The 23,771-nt window shown below is 67.0% G+C and carries 23 protein-coding genes; 11 read left to right on the top strand and 12 right to left on the bottom strand.

From position 1 onward, the window contains the following. Nucleotides 1-28: 28 nt before the first annotated feature. From FJQ54_RS00005 to FJQ54_RS00020, 4 genes are all read right to left on the bottom strand, one after another. Entirely contained in the window at nucleotides 29-562 is a 534-nt protein-coding gene (locus FJQ54_RS00005; RefSeq protein ID WP_181159918.1) for a tRNA (adenosine(37)-N6)-dimethylallyltransferase, read from the bottom strand. A 90-nt stretch (nucleotides 563-652) separates the two neighbouring features. Then, nucleotides 653-3,043 carry a CHASE2 domain-containing protein gene (locus FJQ54_RS00010; RefSeq protein ID WP_140926110.1) on the bottom strand — a complete coding sequence of 797 codons (2,391 nt, stop codon included), beginning with the start codon at nucleotides 3,041-3,043 and terminating at the stop codon, nucleotides 653-655. Between the two features lie 106 nt (nucleotides 3,044-3,149). After that, nucleotides 3,150-5,153 carry a FecR domain-containing protein gene (locus tag FJQ54_RS17900; protein ID WP_140926112.1) on the bottom strand — a complete coding sequence of 668 codons (2,004 nt, stop codon included), beginning with the start codon at nucleotides 5,151-5,153 and terminating at the stop codon, nucleotides 3,150-3,152. A 4-nt stretch (nucleotides 5,154-5,157) separates the two neighbouring features. Further along, nucleotides 5,158-5,880 carry a response regulator transcription factor gene (locus tag FJQ54_RS00020; RefSeq protein ID WP_140926114.1) on the bottom strand — a complete coding sequence of 241 codons (723 nt, stop codon included), beginning with the start codon at nucleotides 5,878-5,880 and terminating at the stop codon, nucleotides 5,158-5,160. Nucleotides 5,881-6,460: 580 nt separating this feature from the next. Here FJQ54_RS00020 and FJQ54_RS00025 point away from each other — a divergent pair. Then, nucleotides 6,461-6,715 (top strand): SWIB/MDM2 domain-containing protein, encoded by a 255-nt coding sequence (locus tag FJQ54_RS00025; RefSeq protein WP_140926116.1) that lies wholly within the window; start codon nucleotides 6,461-6,463, stop codon nucleotides 6,713-6,715. 291 nt (nucleotides 6,716-7,006) lie between these two features. Here FJQ54_RS00025 and FJQ54_RS00030 read toward each other — a convergent pair whose 3' ends face one another. Genes FJQ54_RS00030 through FJQ54_RS00050 form a run of 5 tightly spaced genes read right to left on the bottom strand, consistent with a single transcriptional unit; the run spans nucleotide 7,007 to nucleotide 11,771 of the window. After that, nucleotides 7,007-8,119 carry an NAD(P)/FAD-dependent oxidoreductase gene (locus FJQ54_RS00030; RefSeq protein WP_181159919.1) on the bottom strand — a complete coding sequence of 371 codons (1,113 nt, stop codon included), beginning with the start codon at nucleotides 8,117-8,119 and terminating at the stop codon, nucleotides 7,007-7,009. Beyond that, entirely contained in the window at nucleotides 8,116-8,823 is a 708-nt protein-coding gene (locus FJQ54_RS00035; RefSeq protein ID WP_235890242.1) for a methyltransferase domain-containing protein, read from the bottom strand. Before FJQ54_RS00035 ends, FJQ54_RS00030 begins: the two co-directional genes overlap by 4 nt. A gap of 1 nt (nucleotide 8,824) precedes the next feature. Beyond that, nucleotides 8,825-9,910: a type III polyketide synthase gene (locus FJQ54_RS00040; RefSeq protein ID WP_328592154.1), complete on the bottom strand. Its 1,086-nt coding sequence runs from the start codon at nucleotides 9,908-9,910 to the stop codon at nucleotides 8,825-8,827. A gap of 59 nt (nucleotides 9,911-9,969) precedes the next feature. Continuing rightward, complete coding sequence (locus tag FJQ54_RS00045; RefSeq protein WP_268920549.1) at nucleotides 9,970-10,860, bottom strand: tyrosine-type recombinase/integrase; 891 nt, start codon at nucleotides 10,858-10,860, stop codon at nucleotides 9,970-9,972. Continuing rightward, a complete protein-coding gene (locus FJQ54_RS00050; RefSeq protein ID WP_140926120.1) occupies nucleotides 10,857-11,771 on the bottom strand; it encodes an SMP-30/gluconolactonase/LRE family protein in 915 nt (304 codons plus the stop codon). The genes FJQ54_RS00045 and FJQ54_RS00050 overlap by 4 nt, the downstream gene beginning before the upstream one ends. Nucleotides 11,772-11,881: 110 nt before the next feature. Here FJQ54_RS00050 and FJQ54_RS00055 point away from each other — a divergent pair, with 110 nt between their 5' ends. The 9 genes from FJQ54_RS00055 to FJQ54_RS00095 all read left to right on the top strand — a co-directional run bounded on the left by FJQ54_RS00055 (nucleotide 11,882) and on the right by FJQ54_RS00095 (nucleotide 20,594). Next, on the top strand, nucleotides 11,882-13,339 hold the full coding sequence (locus FJQ54_RS00055) for a DNA recombination protein RmuC (protein WP_140926122.1): 1,458 nt from the start codon (nucleotides 11,882-11,884) through the stop codon (nucleotides 13,337-13,339). Nucleotides 13,340-13,404: 65 nt separating this feature from the next. Further along, the gene (gene hisB, locus FJQ54_RS00060; RefSeq protein ID WP_140926124.1) at nucleotides 13,405-13,995 is read left to right on the top strand and encodes an imidazoleglycerol-phosphate dehydratase HisB; all 591 of its coding nucleotides are present in this window, start codon (nucleotides 13,405-13,407) and stop codon (nucleotides 13,993-13,995) included. 3 nt (nucleotides 13,996-13,998) lie between these two features. Beyond that, complete coding sequence (gene hisH / locus FJQ54_RS00065) at nucleotides 13,999-14,604, top strand: imidazole glycerol phosphate synthase subunit HisH (protein WP_140926126.1); 606 nt, start codon at nucleotides 13,999-14,001, stop codon at nucleotides 14,602-14,604. After that, complete coding sequence (gene hisA / locus FJQ54_RS00070) at nucleotides 14,604-15,326, top strand: 1-(5-phosphoribosyl)-5-[(5-phosphoribosylamino)methylideneamino]imidazole-4-carboxamide isomerase (RefSeq protein WP_140926128.1); 723 nt, start codon at nucleotides 14,604-14,606, stop codon at nucleotides 15,324-15,326. The genes hisH and hisA overlap by 1 nt, the downstream gene beginning before the upstream one ends. Nucleotides 15,327-15,420: 94 nt before the next feature. Continuing rightward, entirely contained in the window at nucleotides 15,421-16,194 is a 774-nt protein-coding gene (gene hisF / locus FJQ54_RS00075; RefSeq protein ID WP_140926130.1) for an imidazole glycerol phosphate synthase subunit HisF, read from the top strand. 19 nt (nucleotides 16,195-16,213) lie between these two features. After that, the gene (locus FJQ54_RS00080; protein ID WP_140926153.1) at nucleotides 16,214-16,534 is read left to right on the top strand and encodes a phosphoribosyl-ATP diphosphatase; all 321 of its coding nucleotides are present in this window, start codon (nucleotides 16,214-16,216) and stop codon (nucleotides 16,532-16,534) included. 27 nt (nucleotides 16,535-16,561) lie between these two features. Continuing rightward, nucleotides 16,562-16,945, top strand: a complete 384-nt coding sequence (locus FJQ54_RS00085) for a histidine triad nucleotide-binding protein (RefSeq protein WP_140926132.1) — start codon at nucleotides 16,562-16,564, stop codon at nucleotides 16,943-16,945. Nucleotides 16,946-17,085: 140 nt separating this feature from the next. Beyond that, nucleotides 17,086-18,669: an amino acid permease gene (locus tag FJQ54_RS00090; protein ID WP_140926134.1), complete on the top strand. Its 1,584-nt coding sequence runs from the start codon at nucleotides 17,086-17,088 to the stop codon at nucleotides 18,667-18,669. Between the two features lie 359 nt (nucleotides 18,670-19,028). Then, complete coding sequence (locus FJQ54_RS00095; protein WP_140926136.1) at nucleotides 19,029-20,594, top strand: DEAD/DEAH box helicase; 1,566 nt, start codon at nucleotides 19,029-19,031, stop codon at nucleotides 20,592-20,594. Nucleotides 20,595-20,612: 18 nt separating this feature from the next. Here the strand turns inward: FJQ54_RS00095 and FJQ54_RS00100 are convergent, their stop codons facing one another. Further along, nucleotides 20,613-21,170: a toll/interleukin-1 receptor domain-containing protein gene (locus FJQ54_RS00100; RefSeq protein ID WP_140926138.1), complete on the bottom strand. Its 558-nt coding sequence runs from the start codon at nucleotides 21,168-21,170 to the stop codon at nucleotides 20,613-20,615. An 85-nt stretch (nucleotides 21,171-21,255) separates the two neighbouring features. On the opposite strand from FJQ54_RS00100, the gene FJQ54_RS00105 reads away from it, so the two are divergent. Continuing rightward, nucleotides 21,256-21,708: a hypothetical protein gene (locus FJQ54_RS00105; protein ID WP_140926140.1), complete on the top strand. Its 453-nt coding sequence runs from the start codon at nucleotides 21,256-21,258 to the stop codon at nucleotides 21,706-21,708. 10 nt (nucleotides 21,709-21,718) lie between these two features. Here the strand turns inward: FJQ54_RS00105 and FJQ54_RS00110 are convergent, their stop codons facing one another. Both FJQ54_RS00110 and FJQ54_RS00115 read right to left on the bottom strand, forming a co-directional pair. Beyond that, nucleotides 21,719-22,237: a GrpB family protein gene (locus FJQ54_RS00110; protein WP_140926142.1), complete on the bottom strand. Its 519-nt coding sequence runs from the start codon at nucleotides 22,235-22,237 to the stop codon at nucleotides 21,719-21,721. Nucleotides 22,238-22,293: 56 nt separating this feature from the next. Next, a partial coding sequence (locus tag FJQ54_RS00115) for a TonB-dependent receptor (RefSeq protein WP_140926144.1) occupies nucleotides 22,294-23,771 on the bottom strand: 1,478 nt, incomplete at its 5' end.

Here is a 23,771-nt window from a genome sequence, read left to right on the forward strand (position 1 = left end):
GTTCCAGCCTGTTAACCGTGATCAACTGTTAAATCGGGCGCGTGACAATTCGCGGCCAGCCGCCAGTCTGGTTGCGCGCCCATGTGGCTTGCCGCTTGGCATATTGCCGCGTATCCAGTCGCCATCTTTCAATCATTTCAGCTACTTGCACTTCGCCGCGCAGCAGCGCCAGCAGCGGTGGCACGCCGATGGCACGCATCACCGGCAGGGTTTGTGACAAATTGCGTGCGGCAAGGCGCCGCACCTCTTCCAGCGCGCCGGATTGCCACATCGCCTCGATTCGCCGGTCGATCCGCTGCACCAGCAGGTCGCGCGGGATGTCGATCACCAGCGGGCGCAGTTCCACCTGCCCCAGCAGCCCGCCCTGCGGCGGGGCCGCCTGCCATTGCGCGAGCGACTGGCCCGTCGCCCGCATCACCTCCAGCGCACGGGCGTTGCGCTGCGTGTCATTCGCGTGCAGCCGCGCGGCCATCAGCGCATCCTCGGCGCTGAGCGCGTCGCGCACCTGTTCGGTGGAGAGTGCGCGGACGGCGGCGCGCACGTCAGCCGGAATCTCCGGCACCGGGGCGATGCCCCATCATTTCCCTGTTGGGTTCCAAGGGCAAAGCCCTTGGCCGCCGGAGGCGCAAAACCTGTCCCGAACCGCCGCCGCTTACCCCCGCTCCAGCGGCAGTTCGATCCCGAAGGTAGAGCCTTGGCCTTCCACGGACGACACCATCACCCGGCCCCGGTGCCGTTCCACCACCGTTCTGACGAAGGCGAGGCCCAGCCCCGCGCCGGGGGCGGCGGAGGCGGCTGGTGCGCCTTCGGGGGGGGCGAGGCGTTGGAAGGGTTCGAACAGCTTGCCGAGGTCGTCCGGGGCGATTCCCCGGCCCTGATCCTCGATTTCGCAGATCGCGGTGGTGGCGGTGGTGCGGACGCGGGCCTGAATGCGGGTGCGTTCGTCGCTGTATTTGATGGCGTTGCCGATCAGGTTGGTGATGGCGCGGGTCAGCAGGGCGCGGTCGCCTGTGACCATCGCTTCGTCGTCCGGCACGTCGGACACGATGCGGATTCGCTTGGCGTCGGCCAGCGGCCAGAGGTCGTCCACGGCGTCGAGCAGCGCGTCTGAGAGGTTGAAGGTTTCCACCACGAAGCGGCCGCTTTCGGCGCGGGCGAGGTGGACGAAATCGTCGGCGAGGCTGAGTGTCTGGTGGGCATAGCGTTCGAGCCGCCGGGCGAGTTCGGGCGGCACCTTGGCCCCTTCGGATTCCAGCACGGCGAGGATGGAGGCCTGCGGCGCGCGCATATCGTGCGTGAGCAGGCGGAGCGCGTCCTCGCGCTGCCGTTCGGAGGCGCGCAACTCGGTGATGTCGGCGAAGCGGACGATCCAGCCCAGCGGCCGCCCTTGCGCATCGGTGAAGAAGGCAAGGCGGATTTCAAGGCTGGTGCCGTCTGCCAGCCGGGTTTCATAGCCGCCATCTTCGGGGATGGCGCGGGCCCGCATCGCCGCCAGCAGCTCGACGGCGCGGCGGTCCGGCAGACGCGGATCGGTATCGAAGCCGCGGAACAGCTCGGCCAGCGGCTGGCCCAGCAGCGTGCCGGGCACGAGGCGGGAAAACAGCTCGTCCGCCGCATCGTTGGCGATCAGCACCTTGCCGTCCAGATCGGTCACCACGGCGGCGTCGGGCAGGCTGTCCAGCGACTGGGCAATGAACTGCCGAAGGTCGCGCACGTCGCGGATGGCTTCGTGCATCAGCATGATCTGCTTTTCCACCGGATCGCCCTGCACCGGCTCCCGCACGCGGGGCAGCACATCCTGTTCGGCGCGCAGTTCGCGCAGTTCGGCCACCATGTAGCGGCTGGCAAGATCGAGCCGCCGCCAGCCCCACAGCGGGTAGATCAGGCCGATGGCGATCATCGCCATGGCTGGCGGCAGCCAGACACGGAACAGCGCCAGCCCCAGCAGGGTGACAAGGAAGATGCCGATGCCCAGCCCCACGCCCAGCCACAGGTTGATGCGCGGCCCCAGGAACAACAGGCTCATCATCAGCATCCACACCGGCGTCAGCGAATAGAGCAGCCACGCCCAAGGCGGCACCGGGTGGATCATGCGATCGGCCAGCAGGCTGTCCACATAATTGGCGTGCAGCTCCACCCCGGCCATGGTTTCCAGCGTGCCGGACATCGGGGTGGAAAACCGGTCCCCCATGCCCGCCGCCGTCATCCCCACCAGCACGATGCGGTCGCGCAGCAGATCGTCCGGCACGCGGCCGTTCAGCACATCGGCATAGCTGAGCTGGGCATAGCTGCCGGATGGCCCGGCGAAGGGGATGAGGTTGCGCGACGGCGCATAGACCGGCGCTTCCGGCGCGGGCTTCGGCGCGTCCAGCCGGGCCGTGTCGCCCTGCACCAGCGCCGCCACCCCTTCGGACAAGTGCAGGTCACGCACGCCCTGCCCATCTGTCAGCATGTCGATGCCGCGCACCACGCCGTCGCGATCCGGCCGGGTGGTCACATGGCCGATGCCGCGCGCGGCCTTCGCCACCGGCAGTACCGGCGGCACACGCAGCGCAGGCGCGCCGTTGGGGCCGGGCACTTCGATGTAGGAGGCGACGATCACCCGCCCGTTGCGGCGGATCGCCTCGGCCAGCGCCTGATCCGCCGCCGGATCGGCGGCTTCGGGCACCAGCACGTCGAAGCCCACGGCGGCTGCGCCAGCCTCCCGCAGTTCGTCCATCAGCCGCGCGTGCACGTCGCGTTTCCACGGCCAGCGGCCGAGTTCGGCAAGGCTGGGATTGTCGATCGCCACGATCAGGATGCGCTGGCTGGGGCGCGGCGGGTTCAGCCGCAGCACAAAATCATAGAACAGATTGTCTGCGCGGACTGGCGGGGAGAGAAAGCTGATCGCGAGGATGGCAACGGTCGCCGCGATCAGCACCGCCCACCATTCCACCAGCATGCGCCGGCTCTGGAAGCTGAATTCCACCGGTTCCCGCACGGCACTGCCCGGCGTGGGTTGCTCCAACGGCTGGGCAGGCACAGGATGATCCGGCTTGTTCATTCCCCGGCGAGCCTAGGCGGAGCGAATCGGCGGTTCAAGCCGCCTGAGCTGCTGGCCACCATGGCCGCGCAGGACAGATCAGGCGCAGACGCTGCTGCGGCGCAGGTCAGGCGCGAACACTGCTGCGACGGCGACGCACCGCCAGACCCACCAGCCCGAAGCCCGTGATCAGCATCAGCCATGTGGCGGGTTCCGGGATTGCGCCAGCGGTAGACCCCGTGCCGCCGGGCACATTGCTGTTGCTGCCGCCGTTTCCATAGTCCGGCCCGGTCGGTTGCCCGGGCGGGGAGACCGGTGGATCCGGATCGAGGATGATCACGGCAGGCCCGTCGGGCAGCTCCTGATAATCCGGAAGGCCGCCATTGCTGTCGCCATATCCGCCACCGGAGTCGCTGCCGCCACCGACGCCCGTGCCGGGCACATTCCCACTGCCGGAACCGCTGCCGCCATCGGAAGCTGAGCCGCCATCCGTGCCCGAGTTGGAGCCGGAACCGCCATCAGTGCTGCCGGAACCACCCGCACCGGACCCGTCCGAGCCGCCGTCACCGTTGCCGGAGCCGCTGCCCGCGCCAGAGCCGCCGCCTGCTCCACCGCCACCGATACCGCCGCTGCCGCCAGTCCCACCGGAGCCGGTTCCGCTGCCCTCGTTCGCGGAGCCGCCACCGCCGGACCCGCCGCCGCCGATGCCAGAGCCGCCGCTATAGCCGCCCGATCCACCGCCAGCGCCACCCCCGGAGCCGCCAGCGCCGCCGGAGCCGCCGCCAGAGCTGCGCGGCAGCAGGGCCGCATAGGTTTCGCCGTCCGCACTATCCAGCAGCCCGGTCTCGTCGATCGGCACCAGCGGGTCGTCGCTGGTCAGCGGCACGCCATCCGCATTGGTCGCGCCGCTGCCGGACAAAGCCGAAGCGCCATCGACGGACGCGAAGGTCTGGCTGCTGGCCTCGCTATCGAACCAGTTGAAATCACGGCCTTCCTCACCGCCCAGCGCCGCCAGTTGCTCGCGGCGTTCAGCCGCGCGCTTTTGTTCGGCAGAGGCCTGGCCCGCCCAGTCTCGCTTGAACGACACCGGCGCGGCCGGCATCCCTTCAAGGCCCAGCTGGTCCACCGCGAAGGCGCGCACATGATAGCTGCCGTTGGGCACATCCTTGAACGCGGCTTCCGTGCTGTCGACCTCGACGCTGCCGACCCGGTCCACAAAGCCTGCATCGGTGGCGATTTCCACCCGATAGCGCGTGGCGCCCGCCACCGGCTTCACGCGGAAGGTCACGGCTTCTGCGTCCTGCACCCGCTCGGGCGTGTCCACCTTCGGGGCGGGCAGCAGGGCGATGGCCTTGGTTGCGCCGCCGGACGTCGTCACATTGCCGAAGCCGCTGCGCACCAGCACATCTTCGATCCCGCCCACGCGGGAGACGGAGACCTTGCCTTCCGTCACCACCGTCGCCGCCTTGAACTCGGCAGGCGTGTAGCTGACCTTGAACTGCGTTCCGCGCACGGCAGCCACCGCCACCGGGGTGGTGATCAGGAAGCGCGAGGCCGGATTGGCCATCGGCGTGACGCGCGCTTCGGAACGGCCCTGCTCCAGCGTGAAGCGCCGGTCGATCGAATCCGACATCGGCACCTGCCGCAGCCGCGCCAGCCGGATGCGGCTGGAAGAGGGCAACGAAACCTGGCTCTTGTCTGGCAGGGTCAAGGTGGCGAAGCCGTTCGGGCCGGTTTCCACCAGATCGCCTTCGGCCAGTTCCATGCCCTTCACAACCGGCAGCGCGCCGGCCTTCCGAACAACGCGGATATCGCCCCGGAAGGCCGCCAGCTCGGCGGAAATCGGGTTGGTTTTCAGCCAGCTGGAGCGCAGGCGCAGCACCGTGCCCGGCGGCAGCGCTTCGGGATCCTTGATCTTGTTCAGCGCCATCGCCTGACGCCAGTGATCCGGCGTGACGAACCATTTCGCCGCGATGGTCTTCAGCGTCTCGCCCGCGGGCACCTTGTAGGTGATGATCTCGTCCGCGGTTTCCGCCTGCGCGCGCTGGCGCTGCTCCAGCCGTGCCCCGTTGGGCATGGCCGGCGCAGTCGCCGCGACGAGCAGCAGAAAGGCAGGGACGCTGCGGCGCATGGGTTTACGCCGCGTCCTCGATCGCCTCGGCCACACCCATCACGTTGGTCGGCTCAAGACGATAGCCATAGGAATAGACCGGCAGAACCCGGAAGCCGTTTTCGGCCCTGAGGTTCAGCTTGGAGCGAATGCGCGAGACATGGGCGTCCAGCGTCCGCGTTTCGGCCTCGGGGCTTTGCCCCCAGATGCTTTCCAGCAGATAGCTGCGCGACAGCGGACGAGACATATTCTCGAACAGCATCATCGCCAGCGCCAGCTCCTTGGCGGTCAGCTTCACGGCTTCGCCATGAACGGTCACCGTCTCGGTCGGCACGTCGAAGCTGTAGGCACCCCATGTCGCGGCGCTCTTCTGCGGGCGGTTCAGTTGCGCGCGGCGCAGCATCGCATCCACCCGCGCCATGAAGATCACGGAGTTCAGCGGCTTCACGATATAATCGTCGGCACCGGCCGCCAGCCCTGTCACGACATCCTCGTCGTCGGCGCGGCTGGTGATCATCAGGATCGGCAGATTGGCGTGCTGGCCCTGCCGCACCGTTTCCAGCACTTCGATGCCAGACATGCTGGGCATGTTCCAATCGATGATCAGAAGGTCGAACGTGTCCTGACGCAGGCGGTTGATCAGCGTGCGCCCCTGATGGAACACCTCGCAATGGTGCCCGGCGTCCGCCAGCAGTTTGCCGACCAGCTCGGTCTGAGCCTTGTCATCATCGAGTACCGCGCATCGCATGTTCGCGTTCCAGTCCTGACCCGTATATTGTTATCTCCGGTGACATTTCAACGCGCCCCGGTTTCACGACAGACCTACGCCTAGCACAAGCCTGACGAGTTAACTGTAAACTTCTGATTCAAACTTCGCAACATGTTGCAGCCATAGCGCAATAAAGTCCCGCAAACTGTGCTTTTCGCGCAACTTTTCTATTCGTCCTTAATATCCGGCGGAGTCGCCACTGGGGGCTTGGGCAAACAGCCTGCGCGGACACCGATTCGCAATCCCGTTCACAGCCGATTCCCCCTTCCCTGCACGGCAGGCGGCGATATCCGGTGCGAATCCGGCTGCTAAAGCGCGAAAAAATGCCGCCAAAGGGGGCCAAAGGGCGACGATGCGCCCTTTTGCCGTTTGACGACCGCCCAAAGCGGTGAAATGAGGGGCGCACCAAGGGTCGTTCAGGTGAAACCAGCCTGTCGGCCATTGTACACGGGGCCCGGGGCGTCAAAAAATCCGGGCTGCATGCGAACCCCCGGCCGCCGGCCTGCCCCCGCAGGCGCAACGGCAACCGGAACCGGGCTGAAAAGGGAGAGGGACAGAAATGGCCGACAAGAAACCGAACGCACTTCAGACCCCGCTGACCCCGTCGGCGGAACTCGCCGCCATCGTCGGCAGCGCCAAGCTTGCCCGTGGCGAAGTGGTCAAGAAGGTGTGGGACTATATCAAGGCCAACAATCTTCAGGATCCGAAGGACAAGCGCCGGATCAATGCGGATGCCAAGCTGAAGCCGATTTTCGGGCTGGACAGCGTGACGATGTTTGAGATGAACAAGCATCTGGCAAAGCATTTGTCGTAAGTCGAAGGCGGCTGTGGCCAACGCGCAGCGTTGGCCCACAGACTCGCCGAAGACTCGGACGGCGAACAAAAAGGGCGGGACATCAGTCCCGCCCTTTTTTGACTCGTCCGACGGCGCGGCTTTGCCGCGCCTTTTTTCTTGAGTCCCTCAAACGCCGGGCGCTCCGCTTGGCTTCCTCCGCTTCGCTCCGGGCGCGCAGTCGCGCTTGCGGTGGCTGCGCCACCGGGACGTTGCCCGCGCCCCCAAGCCGGACTCGGCGGCTTAGCCGCCGGCCGGCCCACGCACCCACCCCTAAACCGCCCGAGCCCGCCGCACCGCCCGCCCAGACAACCGCGTCACCCGCGCGCCCAACCCCAACACACCGGGCAACAACGCCACCCGCTCCACCCAGCCCTCCCGCCCGCTCATCCGCTGCAACCAAGCCGCGCGCCGCACCGCGCCGCCCGCATCCTTCGCCAGCTGCCGGGCATAATCCTGCGGCCCTCGCCCAGTCAGCAGCGCGCCAGTCGCCAGCCGGGCGGAGTGCAACGCAAGGCTCATCCCGTCCCCGGAGAAGCTGGGAATCACCGCCGCCTGATCGCCCAGCCGCCAGATCGAATCCCCGCCTGAAGGCCGGTGCAGAAACCCGTAAGGCACGCCGGAAATCGCCAGCGGCCGGTCCAGCAGGGGCACCGCGCCCGCCAGCCGCCGCGCCAGATGCGGCACTTCGGCGGCCAGATCGGCCAGCAGCGCATGGAAATCCCCGCCGCACGCCTTCCACCGCTCCGGCGAGACGAGAAAGCAGAGGTTCGCGGCGTCGCGCTCCACCAGCTGCAGCCCGGCGTAGCCGCCTTTGAACAGCATCAGCTCAACATGCCCCGCCAGCGCCGCGCGCTCGGCGGGCGCAAGGCGGAAATAGGCCTTGAACCCGAGCTGCTGGTTCAGCGTTCCCTCGCCATCGCGCATACACCCGCGCAAATTACTCTTCCCGGTGGCCAGAAACAGCGCACCGGGCTTCACCGCCCCCTGCCCTGCCACCACCTCGCCGCTGGGCAGCAGCTCGCGCGCCGCCACGCCGTGCTCCACCGTCGCGCCCGAGGCCGCCGCCACGTCCAGCAAAGCTGCATCCAGCACCCGCCGTGTGAGCGACCGCGCCGTGAAGCCCAGCCGTCCCTCCACCGTGCGCCGTGCCGTCACCATCCGCACCCGCTCGATCTCCACCGCGCCCAGCGCCGCCAGATCCAGCCCCAGATCGCCCAGATAGGCCTGCGCCTCCCAGCTCAGGAACTCGCCGCAGATCTTGTGGTGCGACAGGCGCTCTTTCTCCCACAGGGTCACTTGCCGCCCCGCACGCGCCAGCCAGATCGCCGCAGCCGCCCCCGCCGGGCCGCCGCCCAGCACCAGCGCGCCCTCCAGCCGCTTCACTTGATCCGCCCCACGCACAGGCGGAACAGCGGATGCCAGCGAATCTCCGCCGGAACCCCGGCGTCCGCCAGCATCGCCTGCCACTCCTCGCGCACAAAGGCCCGCCGCACCGACAGCGCGCCATCATGGCGCACACAGGGGTGCCAGCGCGCCGCCCATGCCAGCGCCGAAAAGCCGCCCCATGCAAACCAGTGGCGGTGCAGATCGTTCACGAACCAGCCGTGCGTCGCCATCCCCTCCTGCCAGCGCAGCAGCCGCACCACGTCCGGCGTGGGCAGATGATGCGCGAACAGGGCACTGACGATGGCATGCGGCCGCTCGGCGGGCTGCCAGTCGAACAAATCGCCCAGATGCCAGTCGATCGCCATCTCCGGCGGGGTGCGCGCCTCGGCCAACGCCCGGCAGCGCGGGTTCATGTCCACGCCGGTCAGCTTCGGGCGCAGCCCGCGTGCTTCGGCCCAGCGATGGATCGTCCGCAGCATCCCGCCCTGCCCATAACCCAGATCGGCGACGCGCAGGTCCGAACCGGGCGCCCATCCCGCCGTCAGCCGCTCCAGAAACCCCAAAGTCGGCGGGGCGGCGCGGGTGACGCGGTTCACAACCTCCAGATCGTCCAGCACGGCGGCGAAATCAGCCAACGGGTAATCCCGCACGTCCATCCATTCGGGCTCGTCCGCCCGCTCAGAGAAATCCGGCCAGCGCATCTTACAGCTTGGTGAAAGTGAAGGTCTCGCAGGCCAGCCCCGGCCCGAAAGCCATGGCCAGCCCCCGCCCCGGCGTCGCGCCCGCCAATATGCGCTGCAACACGAACATCAGCGTCGCCGAACTCATATTGCCGAAATCGCGCAACACCCCCCGGCTCCAGTCCAGCCGGTCTTTCGCAAGGCCCAGCCCGGTCTCCACAGCGTCCAATATCGCCTTGCCGCCCGCGTGCACGGCGAAAATCTCGTAACTGTCCGCCGGGGCACCGCGCAGCACCCCATCGGGCGCATTGCGGCTCAGTTCGTCCGCCATCGCCTTCTGAATCCGCTGCGGCACCTGCCCAGACAGATGCATGTCAAAGCCGGTGTCGCCGATGTCCCAAGTGATGAGGCCGTCGCTCTCCGGCAGGGCGAAGCTCAGGAACTCGTGCAGCGCCACGCCCGATTCCTCAGCCGTCACCAGCGCCGCCGCACAGCCATCCCCGAACAACAGCATGGAGAGCAGCTTTTCCACATCCAGCGTGTCCTGAAAATGCAGCGTGCACAGCTCCATCGTGATCACCAGCACCCGCGCCTCTGGCGTGGAGCGGACGATATGATGCGCCAGCCGCAGCGAATTCACCGCCGCATAACAGCCCATATAGCCCACCACGGTGCGCTCCACCCCCGGGTCCAGCCCCAAGCGTCGCACCAGAATCTGGTCCAGCCCCGGGGCCATGAATCCGGTGCAACTGGCCACCACCAGATGCGTGATTCGCGACAGGTCGGTCTCCAGCCCGCGCACCGCCCGCTCGCCCAGTTCGGGGGCGACTTCGGCATAGCGCGCCATGCGGCGGCTGGTGGAGGGGAAGGCACCGGGCGCATAAAAGCCTTCGCGGTCGGCCATAAACCCATCCGGATTCTGCACGGGTTCAAAGCTGGAAAAGCGCCGCTCGATGCCGGATCGCCCGGCCATGCGCCGGAACAGCGCGGCTTCGCGCCGTCCTTCCAGCAGGCTGCCCACAAAGGTTTCGAAGGCCGCATGCACATCATGCGCGGGCACCGCCGTGGAAACGCGGTTCAGATAAGCGGTCGCCGGCATCATAGTCATGGTCGCACAGCCTTTCTGTTCCGTCGAGAGCCCGTCGAGGGCCGCTCCTCCGGCCGCCCCTATTCGTCGCCCAGCGGATGCAGGCTTTTCACCGTCGCCACCAGCCGCGCCCCATCCACATGGGTGTAACGCTCTGTCGTGGAAATGTCGGCATGGCCCAGCAGCGTCTGCAAGGCGCGCAGATCCGCGCCATTTTCCAGCATATGCGTGGCGAACGCGTGCCGCAGCACGTGCGGGCTGATCCGCTCCGGTGAAATCCCCGCGCGCGCCGCCAGCGCCTTCACCAGTTGATACAGCCGCACGCGCGAAAGATAGGCTTTGCCGGAGGGGAACAGATATCGGCTCTCCTTCGGCACCAGCTGCAACTGCGCCTCGACCGCGCGCAGCGCCGCCGGAGACAGCGGCACCATCCGCTCCTTGTCACCCTTGCCGCGCACGATGGCGAAAGGCTGCGGTGGGCGGATGGCGTTGCGCGGCAGCGCCACAAGCTCGGTCGCGCGCAGGCCCGATCCATAGAGAAGCTCGATCAGCGCCTTCAGCCGCACCGCCTGCGGCCCCGGACGTTCTGCCAGATCGGCATCCAGCGCGGCGAACAGCCGGTCCACCTCCTCCATGCTCAGCGTTTTGGGCAGCGGCCGCCCGGCCTTCACGCCTGCAATCACCAGCGCCGGATTGTCGGGCCTGATCCCCTCTGCCACCAGAAAGGCGAAGAAGCGCCGCAACGCGGATCGCTTGCGCGACAGGCTGGCCGGGGAAAGCTCGCCCCAGCCCGCGAACAGCCGCTCCATATCCGCGTCCCGCGCGCCCGCCAGCCGCCCGGAGAGGTCGGCCGAGGCCCCCTCCAGATCGCGGCCATAGGCCAGCAGCGTGTTCTTCGCCGCGCCCCGCTCGCTCGCCAGCATGTCGAGGAACAGGGCGATGGCGCGGGGGTCGGAAAGCGGTTCGGTCACGCGTTATAGTGTAGGCGCAATCCCGGCTCGTCCCAACGGGCAAGCGCCAGTTTTCCGGTGGTGGAGAGCGTGACGGCCGCGTCATGCATGTCGCCGCCGCCGAAGGCGATGTTGGTCGTCAGCAGGTCCGGGAAGGGGTGATAGACGATTTCGCCGCTGGCAGGGTCCGCCACGCCGATGCCGGGGCGATCCACCAGCGTCGCCTGCGCGATCTTGCCGCTGGCCAGCATCCCCAGCGAATCCAGCAGGATGCGCCCCGGAAAATCCGCGACGACCCGTCCCGGCACCGCCGCCAGCGGAGACGGCGCGACTTCGCCCGGCCCGGTGATGTCGAAGGCGAGGATGTAACAGCGGCTGCACACGGCGGCATAGACTGTCTTGCCGTCCGGAGAGAGGCCGATGCCGTTGAAATCCGGGCCATAAACGGCGCGTTTCAGCGTGCGGCCGTCCGGCGTGGCGTAATAGATGCCGCCATGATCGCTGTGATGATCAAAATGCTTGCCCAGATCGGTGAACCAGAAGCCGCCGTCCGCATCGAACACGATGTCGTTCGGGCCGGAGAGGCTGAACCCCTCGAAGCTGTCATACAGCCGCTCCACCTTGCCGGTTGAGATGTCGATTCGCTCGATGCGGCCGGTGGTGTAATCCTCGGCCGCGTTGCCGGGGATCAGCATCCCCTGCATCTCGGCCCATTGGAAGCCGCCGTTGTTGCACACATAAAGCGCGCCATCCGGGCCGATGGCCGCCCCGTTCGGCCCGCCGCCGGGGGTGGCGATAGTCTGCGTTGTGCCGTCGCGCTTCACCCGGGTGATCTCGCCGCGCGCGATCTCCACCACGATCACCGAGCCATCGTCCATGAACACAGGCCCTTCCGGGAAGGCAAGGCCCTCCGCCAGAATCTCGAAATCCATCGTCTCTCCCCTCGGCTTGTTGGCCCCATGGTTCCACGCCTGCCGGGGCCGCACAATCAGGCATTAGAAATAGCGTGACTCGGGGCGCAATGTTCGCTTAATGTTCCAGCATGTCGCCGGAAACGATCACCGCAAGTCTCGTCCTCGCAAGCCTGCTGGCCGCGCTTGTCGCCGGGTGGCTGATCTGGGGTCGCCCCCTGTCTGCCACCCGATCGGAACTGGCGGAGCGGCGCGAATCGCTGGGGCGGGCCGTGGCGGAAGTGGCGGCGTGGAAGGCGCAGGCGGATGAAGCCAAGCCTTACATGGGAAAAGCCGCCGAACTGAGGGCGGCGCTGTCAGCCGCCGAATCCGCCTCTGCGGAACGCGAGCGTGCGCATGACGCTGCACTGGCAGAGCGGGAGCGGGTGCAGGCCGACGCACTGACCGAGCGCGACAGGGTGCACGCCCGGCAGCTGGAAGAAATGCGCGGCGAATTCCAGCGTCTCGCCGCCGAAGCGCTGGAGAGGGCGCAAACGCAGTTCCTTGCGCGGTCGGAAGAAACGCTGAAACTGCACCGGGCGGAAGCCGCCAAGGGACTGACGGACAGCCGCGAGGCGCTGGCCGGGCTCGTCACCCCGATCCGCGAAACGCTGAACCGCTATGGCGAGGAACTGAAGACGCTCGAACAGAAGCGCGAGCAGGCCTATGGCTCGCTCAGCGAGCAGCTGCAATCGGTCGCGCTGGGGCAACAGGCGGTGAAGGCCGAAGCGGGCAAGATCGTCGCCGCGCTCCGCTCATCTTCCAAGGCGTCGGGCGCATGGGGCGAAGCGCAACTGCGCAACGTGCTGGAAATGGCGGGCCTGCGCGAAGGCATTGATTTCGAACTTCAGGCCAGCACCACCGATGCCGACGGCCAGCGCCGCCGCCCCGACGCAGTGCTGAAACTGCCCGGCGGGCGCGAACTGGTGGTCGATAGCAAATGTTCGCTTGCCGATTATCTGGCGGCCTCGGAAGCGGAAACCGATGGGGAACGGCAAGCCGCGCTCAAGCGCCACGCGCTGAGCGTCCGCAGCCATGCCAAGGGATTGAGCGAGAAAGGCTATTGGAAGGAATTCGCCGCCTCGGCCGATTTCGTGGTGATGTTCCTGCCCGGCGAGAATTTCCTGTCTGCCGCGCTGGAGCAGGATCTGGAGCTGCTGGGCTGGGCGCTCGATCAACGCATCCTGCTGGCCGGGCCGACCAATCTGCTGGCCATCGCCCGCGTGGTCGCCATGGTCTGGCGGCAGGAAAAAATGGCGGAGGAAGCCCGCGCCATCGGAGAACTGGGCGCGGAACTTTATGCCAGCCTCGCGACGATGACGGAACATGTCGGCCGGGTCGGCCGCAATCTGGGCGAGGCGACGGGGGCCTATAATGATTTCATCGCCTCGCTGGAAACCCGCGTGCTCACCAAGGCGCGGCGCTTCCCCGAGATGGGGGTGGAAAAGGGCAAGAAGCCGATCCCCGAACTGGCACCCGTCGAAAAGTCGCTGCGGCTGGTGCAGGCCCCGGAACTGAAGCGGCTGGATGGCGGAGAGGCAGCCGAATGACGCACAGCCGGTTGAACCGCCTTCAACGCCTGCTATAGCCGCAGGCCTCGAAAGGGCCGCCCGCGATGCGCATTGCTACTGTCTCCCGCAAAACGTCGGAAACCGACATCACCGTCTCCGTCAATCTGGATGGAACGGGCCAGCGCGACATTTCCACCGGCATCGGCTTTTACGATCATATGCTGGAACAACTCGCCCGCCACGGCCTGTTCGATCTGCAGATCAAGACGGTGGGCGATCTCCACATCGACGCTCACCACACGGTGGAAGATACCGCCATCGCGCTGGGCGAGGCCTTCAGCAAGGCGCTGGGCACGCGCGCGGGGATCACCCGCTATGGCCATGCCTATGTGCCGATGGATGAGACGCTGGCCCGTGTCGCGCTCGACATTTCCGGCCGCCCCTTCCTTGTCTGGAAGGTCGGCTTCACCCAGTCCCGTTTGGGCCAGATGGACACCGAATTGTTCTGGCATGTGTTCCACAGCTTCGCGCAGGCCGCCGGAATCACGCTCCACGCCGAGGCGCTCTATGGCCAGAACAACCACCATATCGCCGAAGGGCTGTTCAAGGCGCTGGCCCGCGCGCTGAAGCAGGCCGTCGCCATCGATCCGCGTCAGGCGGGCTCGGTGCCCTCCACCAAGGGCACGCTCGTCTGAGCCATGGCCGTTGCCCTGATCGACTATGGCGCAGGCAATCTGCGCTCCGCCGCGAAGGCGCTGGAAGCCGCCGGTGCAAGTGACGTCACCGTCACGGCTGATCCCGCCACCGTGCTGGCGGCAGACCGCATCGTTCTGCCCGGCGTCGGTGCCTTCGGGGCCTGCGCCGCGGCGCTGCGCGCCATTCCGGACATGGAAGAGGCGCTGAACGAAGCCGTCCGCACCCGCGCGCGGCCGTTTCTGGGCATTTGCGTCGGCATGCAGCTGATGGCGGCGGAAGGCCATGAATTTGGCGTGCACAAAGGCCTCGGCTGGGTGCCCGGCGCGGTCCGCCGCATGGCCCCCGAAGGGCTGAAGATTCCTCAGATTGGCTGGAACGAAGTCGCGCCCACCAGCGCCGGCCTCATCGAACCCGGCTGGGCCTATTTCGTGCACAGCTATGCCCTGCAGGCAGACAATCCCGCCGATCTCGCCGCCACGGCCGTTTACGGCGCCGAAATCACCGCCGCCGTCCAGCGCGACACCATGCTGGGCGTGCAGTTCCACCCCGAAAAAAGCCAGAGCTACGGCCTCTCCCTGCTGGCCCGCTGGCTCGCTTGGAAGCCCTGATGCCCTTCACAATCTACCCAGCGATCGATCTGAAGGGCGGCGAAGTCGTCCGCCTCGCCGAAGGCGATATGGCGCGCGCCACTGTTTACGCATCCGATCCGGCGGCGCAGGCCCGCGCTTTCGCCGAAGCAGGGGCGAAATGGCTGCATGTCGTCGATCTGGATGGCGCCTTCGCAGGTGAAGCTCGCAACGCCGCCGCCGTGGAAGCGATCCTCGCTGCAACGCCTGCGCAGGTGCAGGTGGGCGGCGGAATCCGCACATTGGCCGCTATCGACCGCTGGTTCGGCCTTGGCGTCGCCCGTGTCATCATTGGCACGGCGGCGCTGACCGATCCGGGCCTCGTCCGCGCGGCGGCGAAGGATCATCCGGGCAAGATCGTCGTCGCGGTGGACGCGCGCGACGGCCTCGTCGCCACGCGCGGCTGGGCCGATGTGTCGGACGTGCCGGTGGCAGACATGGGCCGCCGCTTCGAAGATGCGGGTGTGGCCGCGTTGCTGTTCACCGATGTCGGCCGTGATGGCCTGCTGAAGGGCGTGAACATCGAAGCCACCGCCGAACTGGCGCAAGCGGTGAAACTGCCGGTGATCGCCTCGGGCGGACTGGCGGACATCGCCGAAATCCGCACCCTGCGCGTGAAGCGCGGCATCGAAGGCGTGATCGCCGGCCGCTCCCTCTACGATGGCCGCATCGACCTCGCCGCTGCACTGGATGCCGCTGCATGAGCGCAACCGTCCGCGTCATTCCCTGCCTCGATGTCGCCAATGGGCGCCCCGTGCGGCGAAGGTCGCACATCGAAGGACCGACGGGGGCATTGGCATGAGCGCAACTGTCAGAGTGATTCCCTGCCTCGATGTTGCCAATGGCCGCGTCGTGAAGGGCGTGAATTTCGTGGGCCTGCGCGACGCCGGGGACCCGGTTGAAGCCGCCGCCCGTTACGACGCCGAAGGCGCGGACGAACTGGTGTTTCTGGACATCACCGCGAGCCATGAAGACCGCTCCATCCTGCTGGATATCGTCGCCGAAACCGCGACCCATTGCTTCATGCCCGTCACCGTGGGCGGCGGCGTGCGCACGGCAGAGGATGTGCGGGCACTGCTGAAGGCAGGCGCGGACAAGGTTTCGGTGAATTCCGCTGCCGTCGCCCGGCCGGAACTGGTGGGCGAACTGGCGCGCAGCTTCGGCGAACAGTGCATCACCGTCGCCATCGACGCGAAAGCCGTCGCGCCGGGCCGCTGGGAGATTTTCACCCACGGCGGCCGCCGCGCGACTGGCATCGATGCCGTCGCCTTCGCGCAACAGGTCGCGTCCCTTGGTGCAGGGGAAATCCTGCTCACCTCCATGGATCGCGACGGCACCCGCTCCGGCTATGATCTGGAGCTGCTGCGCGCCGTTTCCACCGCCGTTCCGGTGCCGGTCGTCGCCTCCGGCGGGGTCGGCGGGCTGCAGGATCTGGTGGCAGGCGTCACGCAGGGCCATGCTTCCGCCGTGCTGGCGGCCAGCCTGTTCCACTTCGGCGAAGCGACGATTGCAGACGCCAAGCGCGCGCTGATGAAAGCCGGGGTTGAAGTCCGCCCGCCCGCAGGCGCATGAGTTGCACATGACAGACACTGTGACGGGGACGCTCGAAAAACTGGAAGCCACCATCGCCGCCCGCGCGAAAGAGGGGAAGGCCGACAGCAGCTATGTCGCAAAGCAGCTCGCCAAAGGGCGGCTGAAGATCGCGCAGAAGCTGGGCGAGGAAGCGGTGGAAACCGTGATCGCCGCACTGGCCGAGGATGATGCGGCGCTGACAGGCGAAGCGGCGGACTTGCTGTTCCATCTGTTGATCCTGCTGCACGAACGCGGGCTGTCCATCGCGCAGGTTCTGGCGGAACTGGACCGGCGCGAGGGCAAATCGGGCATTGCCGAAAAGGCTGCACGGCCCAAATGAAGGGGCCGAAATGAAGGGAAACGCGAAATGACGGTTGCGAACGGAATCCCTTACGATCCCAACAACATCTTCGCCCGCATCCTGCGCGGCGAAATCCCGTCGAAGAAGCTGTTCGAAAATGAACATGCCTTCGCTTTCCACGATATCAACCCGCAGGCCCCGGTGCATGTGCTGGTGATTCCGAAAGGGCCTTATGTCTCCCTCGCGGATTTTTCCGCCAACGCGCCTGCTGAACTTCAGGCTGGTTTCTGGCGCGCGGTGGGCGACGTCGCGCGGCAGCTGGGGCTGGAGCCGGATGGCTATCGCATCCTCTCCAACGCGGGCACCAACAGCCATCAGGAGGTGCCGCACCTGCATGTGCACATCTTCGGCGGCAAGCCGCTGGGGCCGATGCTCTCCCGCGCGATGTGAACGGGCAGCGGAAAATGCTGCGCCGCAATGGCGGATGCGATTGCAGCGCTTGACCCGGAGGCCCGGACAAAGCAGGTTCCCCGACATAAAATTTCACCCGACCGAGCCAGAGGGCCGGCGGGGTTCAGGAAGGGAACCGAATGTCCTGGCGCATCAAGCCACTCGACGCCATTCTCGCAACCGCTGAAAAGAAACCCCTCGAACGAACGCTCGGTGCCTGGCAGCTGACCCTTCTGGGCGTCGGCGCCATCATTGGCACGGGCATCTTCGTGCTCACCTCCGAAGCCGCGCAAAAGGCCGGGCCGGGCATGATGCTGGCCTTTGTCGTCGCCGGCCTCGTTTGCGCCGTCGCCGCGCTCTGCTATTCCGAAATCGCCTCGATGGTGCCGGTGTCCGGCTCCGCCTACACCTATACCTATGCCGTGATGGGCGAACTTCTGGCCTGGATGGTGGGCTGGGCGCTGATATTGGAATATGCCGTTGCGGCATCGGCCGTCTCGGTCGGCTGGTCGGGCTATTTCGTCGGCCTGCTGAACAGCTGGGGCCTCAGCCTTCCGGCGGATTTCGTGATGGGGCCTTATGCGGGCGGTGTCGTGAACCTGCCGGCCATGCTGATCGCCCTGCTGATCACCGGGCTGCTGATGGTGGGCACCACTGAAAGCGCGCGGCTGAACGCCGTGCTGGTGGCGATCAAGGTCACCGCGCTCACCGTGTTCATCGCGCTGACCTTGCCGGTGATTCAGGGTGCCAACTTCCAGCCCTTCCTGCCCAACGGCTGGCTGGGCAACGGCCATGGCGCCGGGCTTGGCGTGATCGGGGCAGCTGCCTCCATCTTCTTCGCCTATGTCGGCTTCGACGCGGTTTCGACCGCAGCTGAAGAAACCAAGAACCCGCAACGCAATGTGCCGATCGGCCTGATCGCTTCGCTGGCGATCTGCACCGTCTTCTATCTGCTGGTGGCGGCCGGCGCGATCGGCGCGATCGGCGCGCAGCCGGTGAACGGCCCCAATGGCGAGATTCTCGCCCCCGGCACGCAGGCTCTGACAGACCAGTGCCGCGCCATCGTCGCATCCGGCATGACCGAGCCGCTGGTGTGCAGCCGTGAAGCGCTGGCGCATGTGCTGCGCGCTGTCGGCTGGCAACGTATTGGCGATTTCATCGGCATTGCCGCCTTCCTCGCGCTGCCGTCCGTCATCCTCATCATGCTGTTCGGGCAGACGCGCATCTTCTTCGTGATGGCGCGCGACGGCCTGCTGCCGGAAAAGCTCGCCACCATCCACCCCAAGTGGAAGACGCCGCACATCGTCACGATGATCACCGGCGTTGCGGTGGCGCTGTTCGCGGCGTTCCTGCCGGTGGGCAAGCTGGCGGATATCTCCAACTCGGGCACGCTGTTCGCCTTCTTCATGGTGGCGATCTCGGTGCTGATCCTGCGCCGCACCCAGCCGGAGCGTCACCGTCCGTTCCGGACGCCGGCCGTGTGGCTGGTCGCGCCGCTGGCGATCTTCGGCACGCTGGGGCTTTATCTCAACCTGCCGTTCGACGCGAAGATGGTGCTGCCGCTGTGGGGCGGTATCGGCCTCGTGGTCTATTACCTCTATGGCTATCGCAAGAGCCATGTGGGCCGGGGCATCATCGACGTGCACGAAGACGATGCCGACGCCCCGCCGATGCCGGTGCCGCCGATGCCGGGCGCGCACACGCCGGGCGGCAAAGACGCCTGACGGCTTCGGGTGGCAAAGACGCCTGACGGCTTCGGGCGGCAAAGGCGCCTGACGGCTTCAGAGAACGCCAGACTGGAAGGGCCGGGGGAGATCCCCGGCCCTTCTGCTTTGGCGGCAAAGCGTTCATTGCAAAGTCAGCAATCCTGCCCTATATGCCGCAGCGCAGCGATGGCCTCCATCCGATCCCGGATGTGCGAGGAGCCCAGTCGCCGGGGCGCGTGATCGACGCGCGGGGCTTATCGCCCCCGAACCGACCCCGGGTTTAGCGCTGCGCTCCTTCTGACATTCCTGCCACGCGGGGTGTCTGGCCGGTTGGCGCAACAGAACCGCGCCCGCCAGACTGACGTGAAAGACAAGCTTTGACCAATTTCGAAAGCCTGGGCCTCGCCCAGCCGCTCCTCGTTGCCCTGTCTGAAGAGGGCTATGAGAAACCCACCCCCATCCAGCAACAGGCGATTCCGCCCGCGCTGGAAGGCCATGATCTGCTGGGCATCGCCCAGACGGGCACCGGCAAGACGGCGGCTTTCGCCCTGCCGATCCTGAATCACATCATCAACAACCCGGCCCCGCGCAAGAAAATGGCCCCGCGCGTGCTGGTGCTGGCTCCTACGCGCGAACTGGCGACGCAGATTGCTGACAGCTTCCGCGCCTATGCCCGCTTCCTGAAGCTGACGGTGCTGACGGTGTTCGGCGGCGTGCCGATCCCGCGTCAGGAAAAGCAGCTCTATTCCGGCGCAGACGTGCTGGTCGCCACGCCCGGCCGCCTGCTCGATCTGGTGGATCGCCGCGCGCTGCTCTTGGATCAGGTGGAAGTGCTGGTGCTGGACGAAGCCGACCAGATGCTGGACTTGGGCTTTATCCACGCGCTGAAGCGCATCGCCCAGATCCTGCCGCGCCAGCGCCAGAGCCTGTTCTTCTCGGCCACCATGCCCGCCTCCATCGCCGATCTGGCCGGGCGCTATCTGGTGAACCCGGTGAAGGTGGAAGTAACCCCTGTCGCCACCACGGCGGAAAAGGTGCGGCAATATGTGACGCACCTGAATCAGGCCGAAAAGCAGGCGCTGCTGACGCTGACGCTGCGCCAGCCGGAATTCGCCAAATGTCTGGTGTTCACCCGCACCAAGCATGGTGCAGACCGCGTGGTGCGGCATCTCGCCGGTGCGGGCGTCCGCTCTGCCGCGATCCACGGCAACAAGAGCCAGCCGCAGCGCGAACGGGCGCTGGAGATGTTCAAGAAGGGCGAAATCGGCGTGCTGGTGGCAACCGACATCGCCGCGCGCGGGATCGACATTGATGCCGTGTCCCACGTGATCAACTTCGAACTGCCGAACGTGCCGGAACAATATGTGCACCGCATCGGCCGCACCGCGCGCGCCGGGCTGGACGGCATCGCCGTCAGCTTCTGCGCGCCGGATGAAAAGCCCTACCTGAAAGATATCGAGAAGCTGACCCGGCAAAAGCTGGACATCCTGCCCCTGCCGGAGCTTTTCCTGAAGGAAGCCGCCAAGCTGCCGAAGCCGGTTCCCACCGCGCCGGGCCGCGAGCGCGACGATTACGCCCGTTCGGGCGAAGTCGGCAGCCATCGCAACGCGCCGCGCCGCTTCGGCGAACGACCCGGTGAAGGCCGTGGAGGACGCCAGCAGGGCGAAGGTCGTGGGCCTCGTCCACAGGGTGAAGGCCGGGGCAATCGCCCGCAGGACAATCGCGGCGGCAATCGTCAGCAATCCGCCGATGCACGGGGCGGTGGTGACCGCTTCGGCGGCGGCGATGATCGCGCGGCGCACGCCCATCCGGGCGGCAACCGCTCGCAGGGCCGCCCCGGCGGCGGTCGTCCGCACGGTGGTGGCGGTCGCGGTGGTCACGGCGACGGCCGTGGCGGGGGTGGTCAGGGTGGCCGGGGTCCGCGCGCGCACGCGGAAGGCTGAATCCTCTCCGGGGGCTGGTCAGCTACGGTCCAGCCCCCAAAAAATCAGCGCGGAAATCAGCCCGAAAACCGCCCAGGCGAATGGCACCCACACGGGGCGTTCGCGGGCCGGGCGATTGCCGGGCCGGGAACGCGGATGCGTCCCCGGTTCGCGCACCGGCAAGCCGCGGATGCGCGCGACGGCGCGGGCAATCGCCTCCACCGTCTGCGCCTCCTGCCCTTCCTCCAGATCAATGCCCTGAATCTGCCGGAACCCCAGCGGCGGCACCGTATCGTCCAGCCGCAGCGGGATCAGGCAGCCCCGGTCCCGCCCGTGCATCGCTTCATCCAGCACCCAGTTGGATTTCACGCTCGCCGCTGTCCACAGCACGATCACCGCGTCCGCCGCCTCCAGTTCGCGCTCGATCTCGGCGGCGAAATGATGCCCGCCCTCCAGCGCGGCATCCCACCAGACGCGAAACCCCGCCGCTTCCAGCGCATGCGCCAGCCGTTCGACCGGCCCCCGATCCTCGCGCGCATAAGAGATGAACAGCCGCACCGGCTCGGTCCGCGTGGCGGGCGCAATTGTCTTTGCCATGGGGCCAAGGCTAGCATGAACGCCTCACCGCGCCACAGATGTTTTCCTGCTGGCGGCAGCCGCAGTCCGCGCCTAAGGGGCAGGAATGCGCACCCTGCCCTTCATCGCCGCCGCCCTGATCGCTGCCCCCGCCATGGCCCAATCGGGCTGGACGGTAGAGAGCAGCGCCGACACCGCCGCCCTCAGCTTCGGGAAGCCGGAAACCGCCAACGCCTTCCGCATGGATTGCTCGGCGAAGGGCACCAGCTTCACCACCTGGACAAGCCGCCTGCCGCGCAACGTGACAGAGGGCGAATTTCCCACCCGGATGAGCGTGTTTCAGGGCAATCGCGAAATCATTATCGGCTCCACCGGCCGCGTGCTGCCCTCGGGCGGCACCCGGATCGACGGCCTGCTGGACAATGCGCCCGCCTTCCTCGACGGCCTCACGCGGCAGAGCCGCCTCGTCGTCGTCACCTTCGCCGGTCGCGCCACCGCGCCTTCGCCTTCGGCCGAAACGCTGCTGCAATTCCGCAACGCCTGCCCGAAGGGGAATTGAGCAGGCCCCGTCAGCCCCGCTGCTGCCGATACCAGTCCAGCGCGTCGATCATGGTCGCGGCAATGAACGGCTCTTTCAGCGCCTGATACTCAGGCCGCCTTTTGCCAATCGCGATTGCCGATTTCAGCCCGGCATAGCGTTGCGCCGCATCCGGGTGCGCGCGCAGATAGTCGCGAAAGGCCAGATGCCGCTCGATCTCGGCGGCGCCCGGTTCGAACAGGTGCAGATGATGGCTGCGGCTGCCCGCAGCATTGTTCTTGTGGAAATAGCGTCGCCCGGCAATGCCGTTCTCGCCCTTCCCCACATAGCCCAGCGCTCGCAATGCCGGTTCGGCGGCATCCACCTCCCCGAGTGAGCGGATAACCCCCAGCATGTCGATCACCGGCTTGGCGATCAGGCCGAAAACGGCGGTGCTGCCGATATGATGCAGGGCGAGCAGCTGCTCCCCCATCAACTGGCGCAACGCCTCCGCCTCTGCCACGAAGGCATCGGGCCAGCTCCCGCAACAGGCTTGGAGATCGACGCTCATGACGGCAGCCTAGCCGCTCCTGCCCGCAGACAGGAGCGGCAATTCACGCACAGCTTCTAGAAACTCACCCGCGCCGTGAGGCGGAAATCGCGGCCGGGCAGCGGGGCATAATCCTTCAGGAAGCTGGCGTGCCGCCGGGCTTCCACGTCAAAGATATTGTTCACCGATGCGATGATCGTGGTGGGGCTGTCCGCGCCCAGCGGCCGCCAGCTGGCAGAGGCGTTCACCAGTGTGAAGGCGGGCGTTTCCGTCTCGAACTCGGCAACGCGGGTGGCGCGGGTCACATGCTCCGCCTCCAGCCGCCCGCCGAACGCGCCGCCATTGGCCTCCAACCCGCCCAGCAGCCGCAGCGGCGGGATGCGCGGCGCGGGTCCATTGCCGCCCAAGATGTCGGCGCGCACGAAATCCGCCATGCCCGTCAAATCGATATCGGTGTCGCCCAGCCGCGCCACGGTGACAGAGCCTTCGGCCTCCATGCCCCAATAGCGCGCGCCATGCTGCAGATAGGTGAACACGGGCAGCCCATCTTCCTCTTCGCCGGTGGGGCTGAGGTAGATGAAGTCATTGAAGCGGTTGAAGAAGCCGGACAGTTCAAAACGCCAGCCCTCGCCCCGGCCGCGCAACACGGCTTCCACGCCATAGCTGCGTTCCAGCTTCAGATCCGGGTTGCCGATTTCGAAGCTGCGGGTGGCGGCGTGCGCGCCGTTGGTGAACAGCTCCTCGGCAGCGGGCGCGCGTTCGGTATAGGCCATGCTCACCGAGAAGCGCAGCCCTTCGGCCAGCGGCACCGATCCGCCAACAGAGCCGGACAGCGCGTTGAAGCCGCGCGACACACCCAGCGAGGCCGCGCGCACATCGCTATGCTCAACCCGCGCCCCGGCTTCCAGATTCAGCGCGCCCAGATCGAATTCCTGCGCGGTGAACACCCCCACACGATCCGTCTGGTTCAGCGGGATGGTGGCTTCCTCGCCCACGGCTTCGAACCGGCGGGACATAAATTGCACCCCGCTCGCCCCGCGCCAGCCGCCGCGCTTGGCCTGAACCAGCTCGGCCCGGCCTTCCAGCGCGTTGCTGAAGAAGCTGGTGCCGACCTCGCCGGTGCTTTCGATCTCGTTATGCTGGTAATCGGCCCAGCCGAAGCGGAATTTCAGCTTCTCGAACGCGCCATACATCGGCACCTCGGCGCGCGCATCCACACGCGTCTGCTTCATGTCGAGGCGGATGTCCTCTTCATGGCCATGGCCGCCTTCGTCCTCGCCGCCCTCGCCTTCATGGTCATGATCGTCGTCCAGCGCGAGGCTGTTGGGGATGCCATAATTGCTTTCCAGCCGCGCGACGGAAATGCCCATGTTGCCGCCGTTTTCGCCGATCCAGCTCAGCCCGCCGGCCAGTTCCCATGTCCGCGCGTCGCTGTTGGCGACACGGCCCTTCGCCTGTGCCTCTTCGGCGACTTCGCCGCCCTGCTCGGCGGCTTCCTCGCGCAGCTCTTTGGAAAAAATATGCCCGCCCACACGGTAATCGCCGGTTTTCAGGA

Source organism: Sandaracinobacter neustonicus, from assembly GCF_006385875.1.
GTDB classification, from domain to species: Bacteria; Pseudomonadota; Alphaproteobacteria; order Sphingomonadales; family Sphingomonadaceae; genus Sandaracinobacteroides; species Sandaracinobacteroides neustonicus.

What these genes read in the sequence shown, in the direction of transcription:
- FJQ54_RS00010 (WP_140926110.1), bottom strand. Translation starts at nt 3,043, where the DNA reads ATGAACAAGCCGGATCATCCTGTGCCTGCCCAGCCGTTGGAGCAACCC.
- FJQ54_RS17900 (WP_140926112.1), bottom strand. Translation starts at nt 5,153, where the DNA reads ATGCGCCGCAGCGTCCCTGCCTTTCTGCTGCTCGTCGCGGCGACTGCG.
- FJQ54_RS00020 (WP_140926114.1), bottom strand. Translation starts at nt 5,880, where the DNA reads ATGCGATGCGCGGTACTCGATGATGACAAGGCTCAGACCGAGCTGGTC.
- FJQ54_RS00025 (WP_140926116.1), top strand. Translation starts at nt 6,461, where the DNA reads ATGGCCGACAAGAAACCGAACGCACTTCAGACCCCGCTGACCCCGTCG.
- FJQ54_RS00035 (WP_235890242.1), bottom strand. Translation starts at nt 8,823, where the DNA reads ATGCGCTGGCCGGATTTCTCTGAGCGGGCGGACGAGCCCGAATGGATG.
- FJQ54_RS00040 (WP_328592154.1), bottom strand. Translation starts at nt 9,910, where the DNA reads ATGACTATGATGCCGGCGACCGCTTATCTGAACCGCGTTTCCACGGCG.
- FJQ54_RS00050 (WP_140926120.1), bottom strand. Translation starts at nt 11,771, where the DNA reads ATGGATTTCGAGATTCTGGCGGAGGGCCTTGCCTTCCCGGAAGGGCCT.
- FJQ54_RS00055 (WP_140926122.1), top strand. Translation starts at nt 11,882, where the DNA reads ATGTCGCCGGAAACGATCACCGCAAGTCTCGTCCTCGCAAGCCTGCTG.
- hisB (WP_140926124.1), top strand. Translation starts at nt 13,405, where the DNA reads ATGCGCATTGCTACTGTCTCCCGCAAAACGTCGGAAACCGACATCACC.
- hisH (WP_140926126.1), top strand. Translation starts at nt 13,999, where the DNA reads ATGGCCGTTGCCCTGATCGACTATGGCGCAGGCAATCTGCGCTCCGCC.
- hisA (WP_140926128.1), top strand. Translation starts at nt 14,604, where the DNA reads ATGCCCTTCACAATCTACCCAGCGATCGATCTGAAGGGCGGCGAAGTC.
- hisF (WP_140926130.1), top strand. Translation starts at nt 15,421, where the DNA reads ATGAGCGCAACTGTCAGAGTGATTCCCTGCCTCGATGTTGCCAATGGC.
- FJQ54_RS00085 (WP_140926132.1), top strand. Translation starts at nt 16,562, where the DNA reads ATGACGGTTGCGAACGGAATCCCTTACGATCCCAACAACATCTTCGCC.
- FJQ54_RS00090 (WP_140926134.1), top strand. Translation starts at nt 17,086, where the DNA reads ATGTCCTGGCGCATCAAGCCACTCGACGCCATTCTCGCAACCGCTGAA.
- FJQ54_RS00100 (WP_140926138.1), bottom strand. Translation starts at nt 21,170, where the DNA reads ATGGCAAAGACAATTGCGCCCGCCACGCGGACCGAGCCGGTGCGGCTG.
- FJQ54_RS00105 (WP_140926140.1), top strand. Translation starts at nt 21,256, where the DNA reads ATGCGCACCCTGCCCTTCATCGCCGCCGCCCTGATCGCTGCCCCCGCC.
- FJQ54_RS00110 (WP_140926142.1), bottom strand. Translation starts at nt 22,237, where the DNA reads ATGAGCGTCGATCTCCAAGCCTGTTGCGGGAGCTGGCCCGATGCCTTC.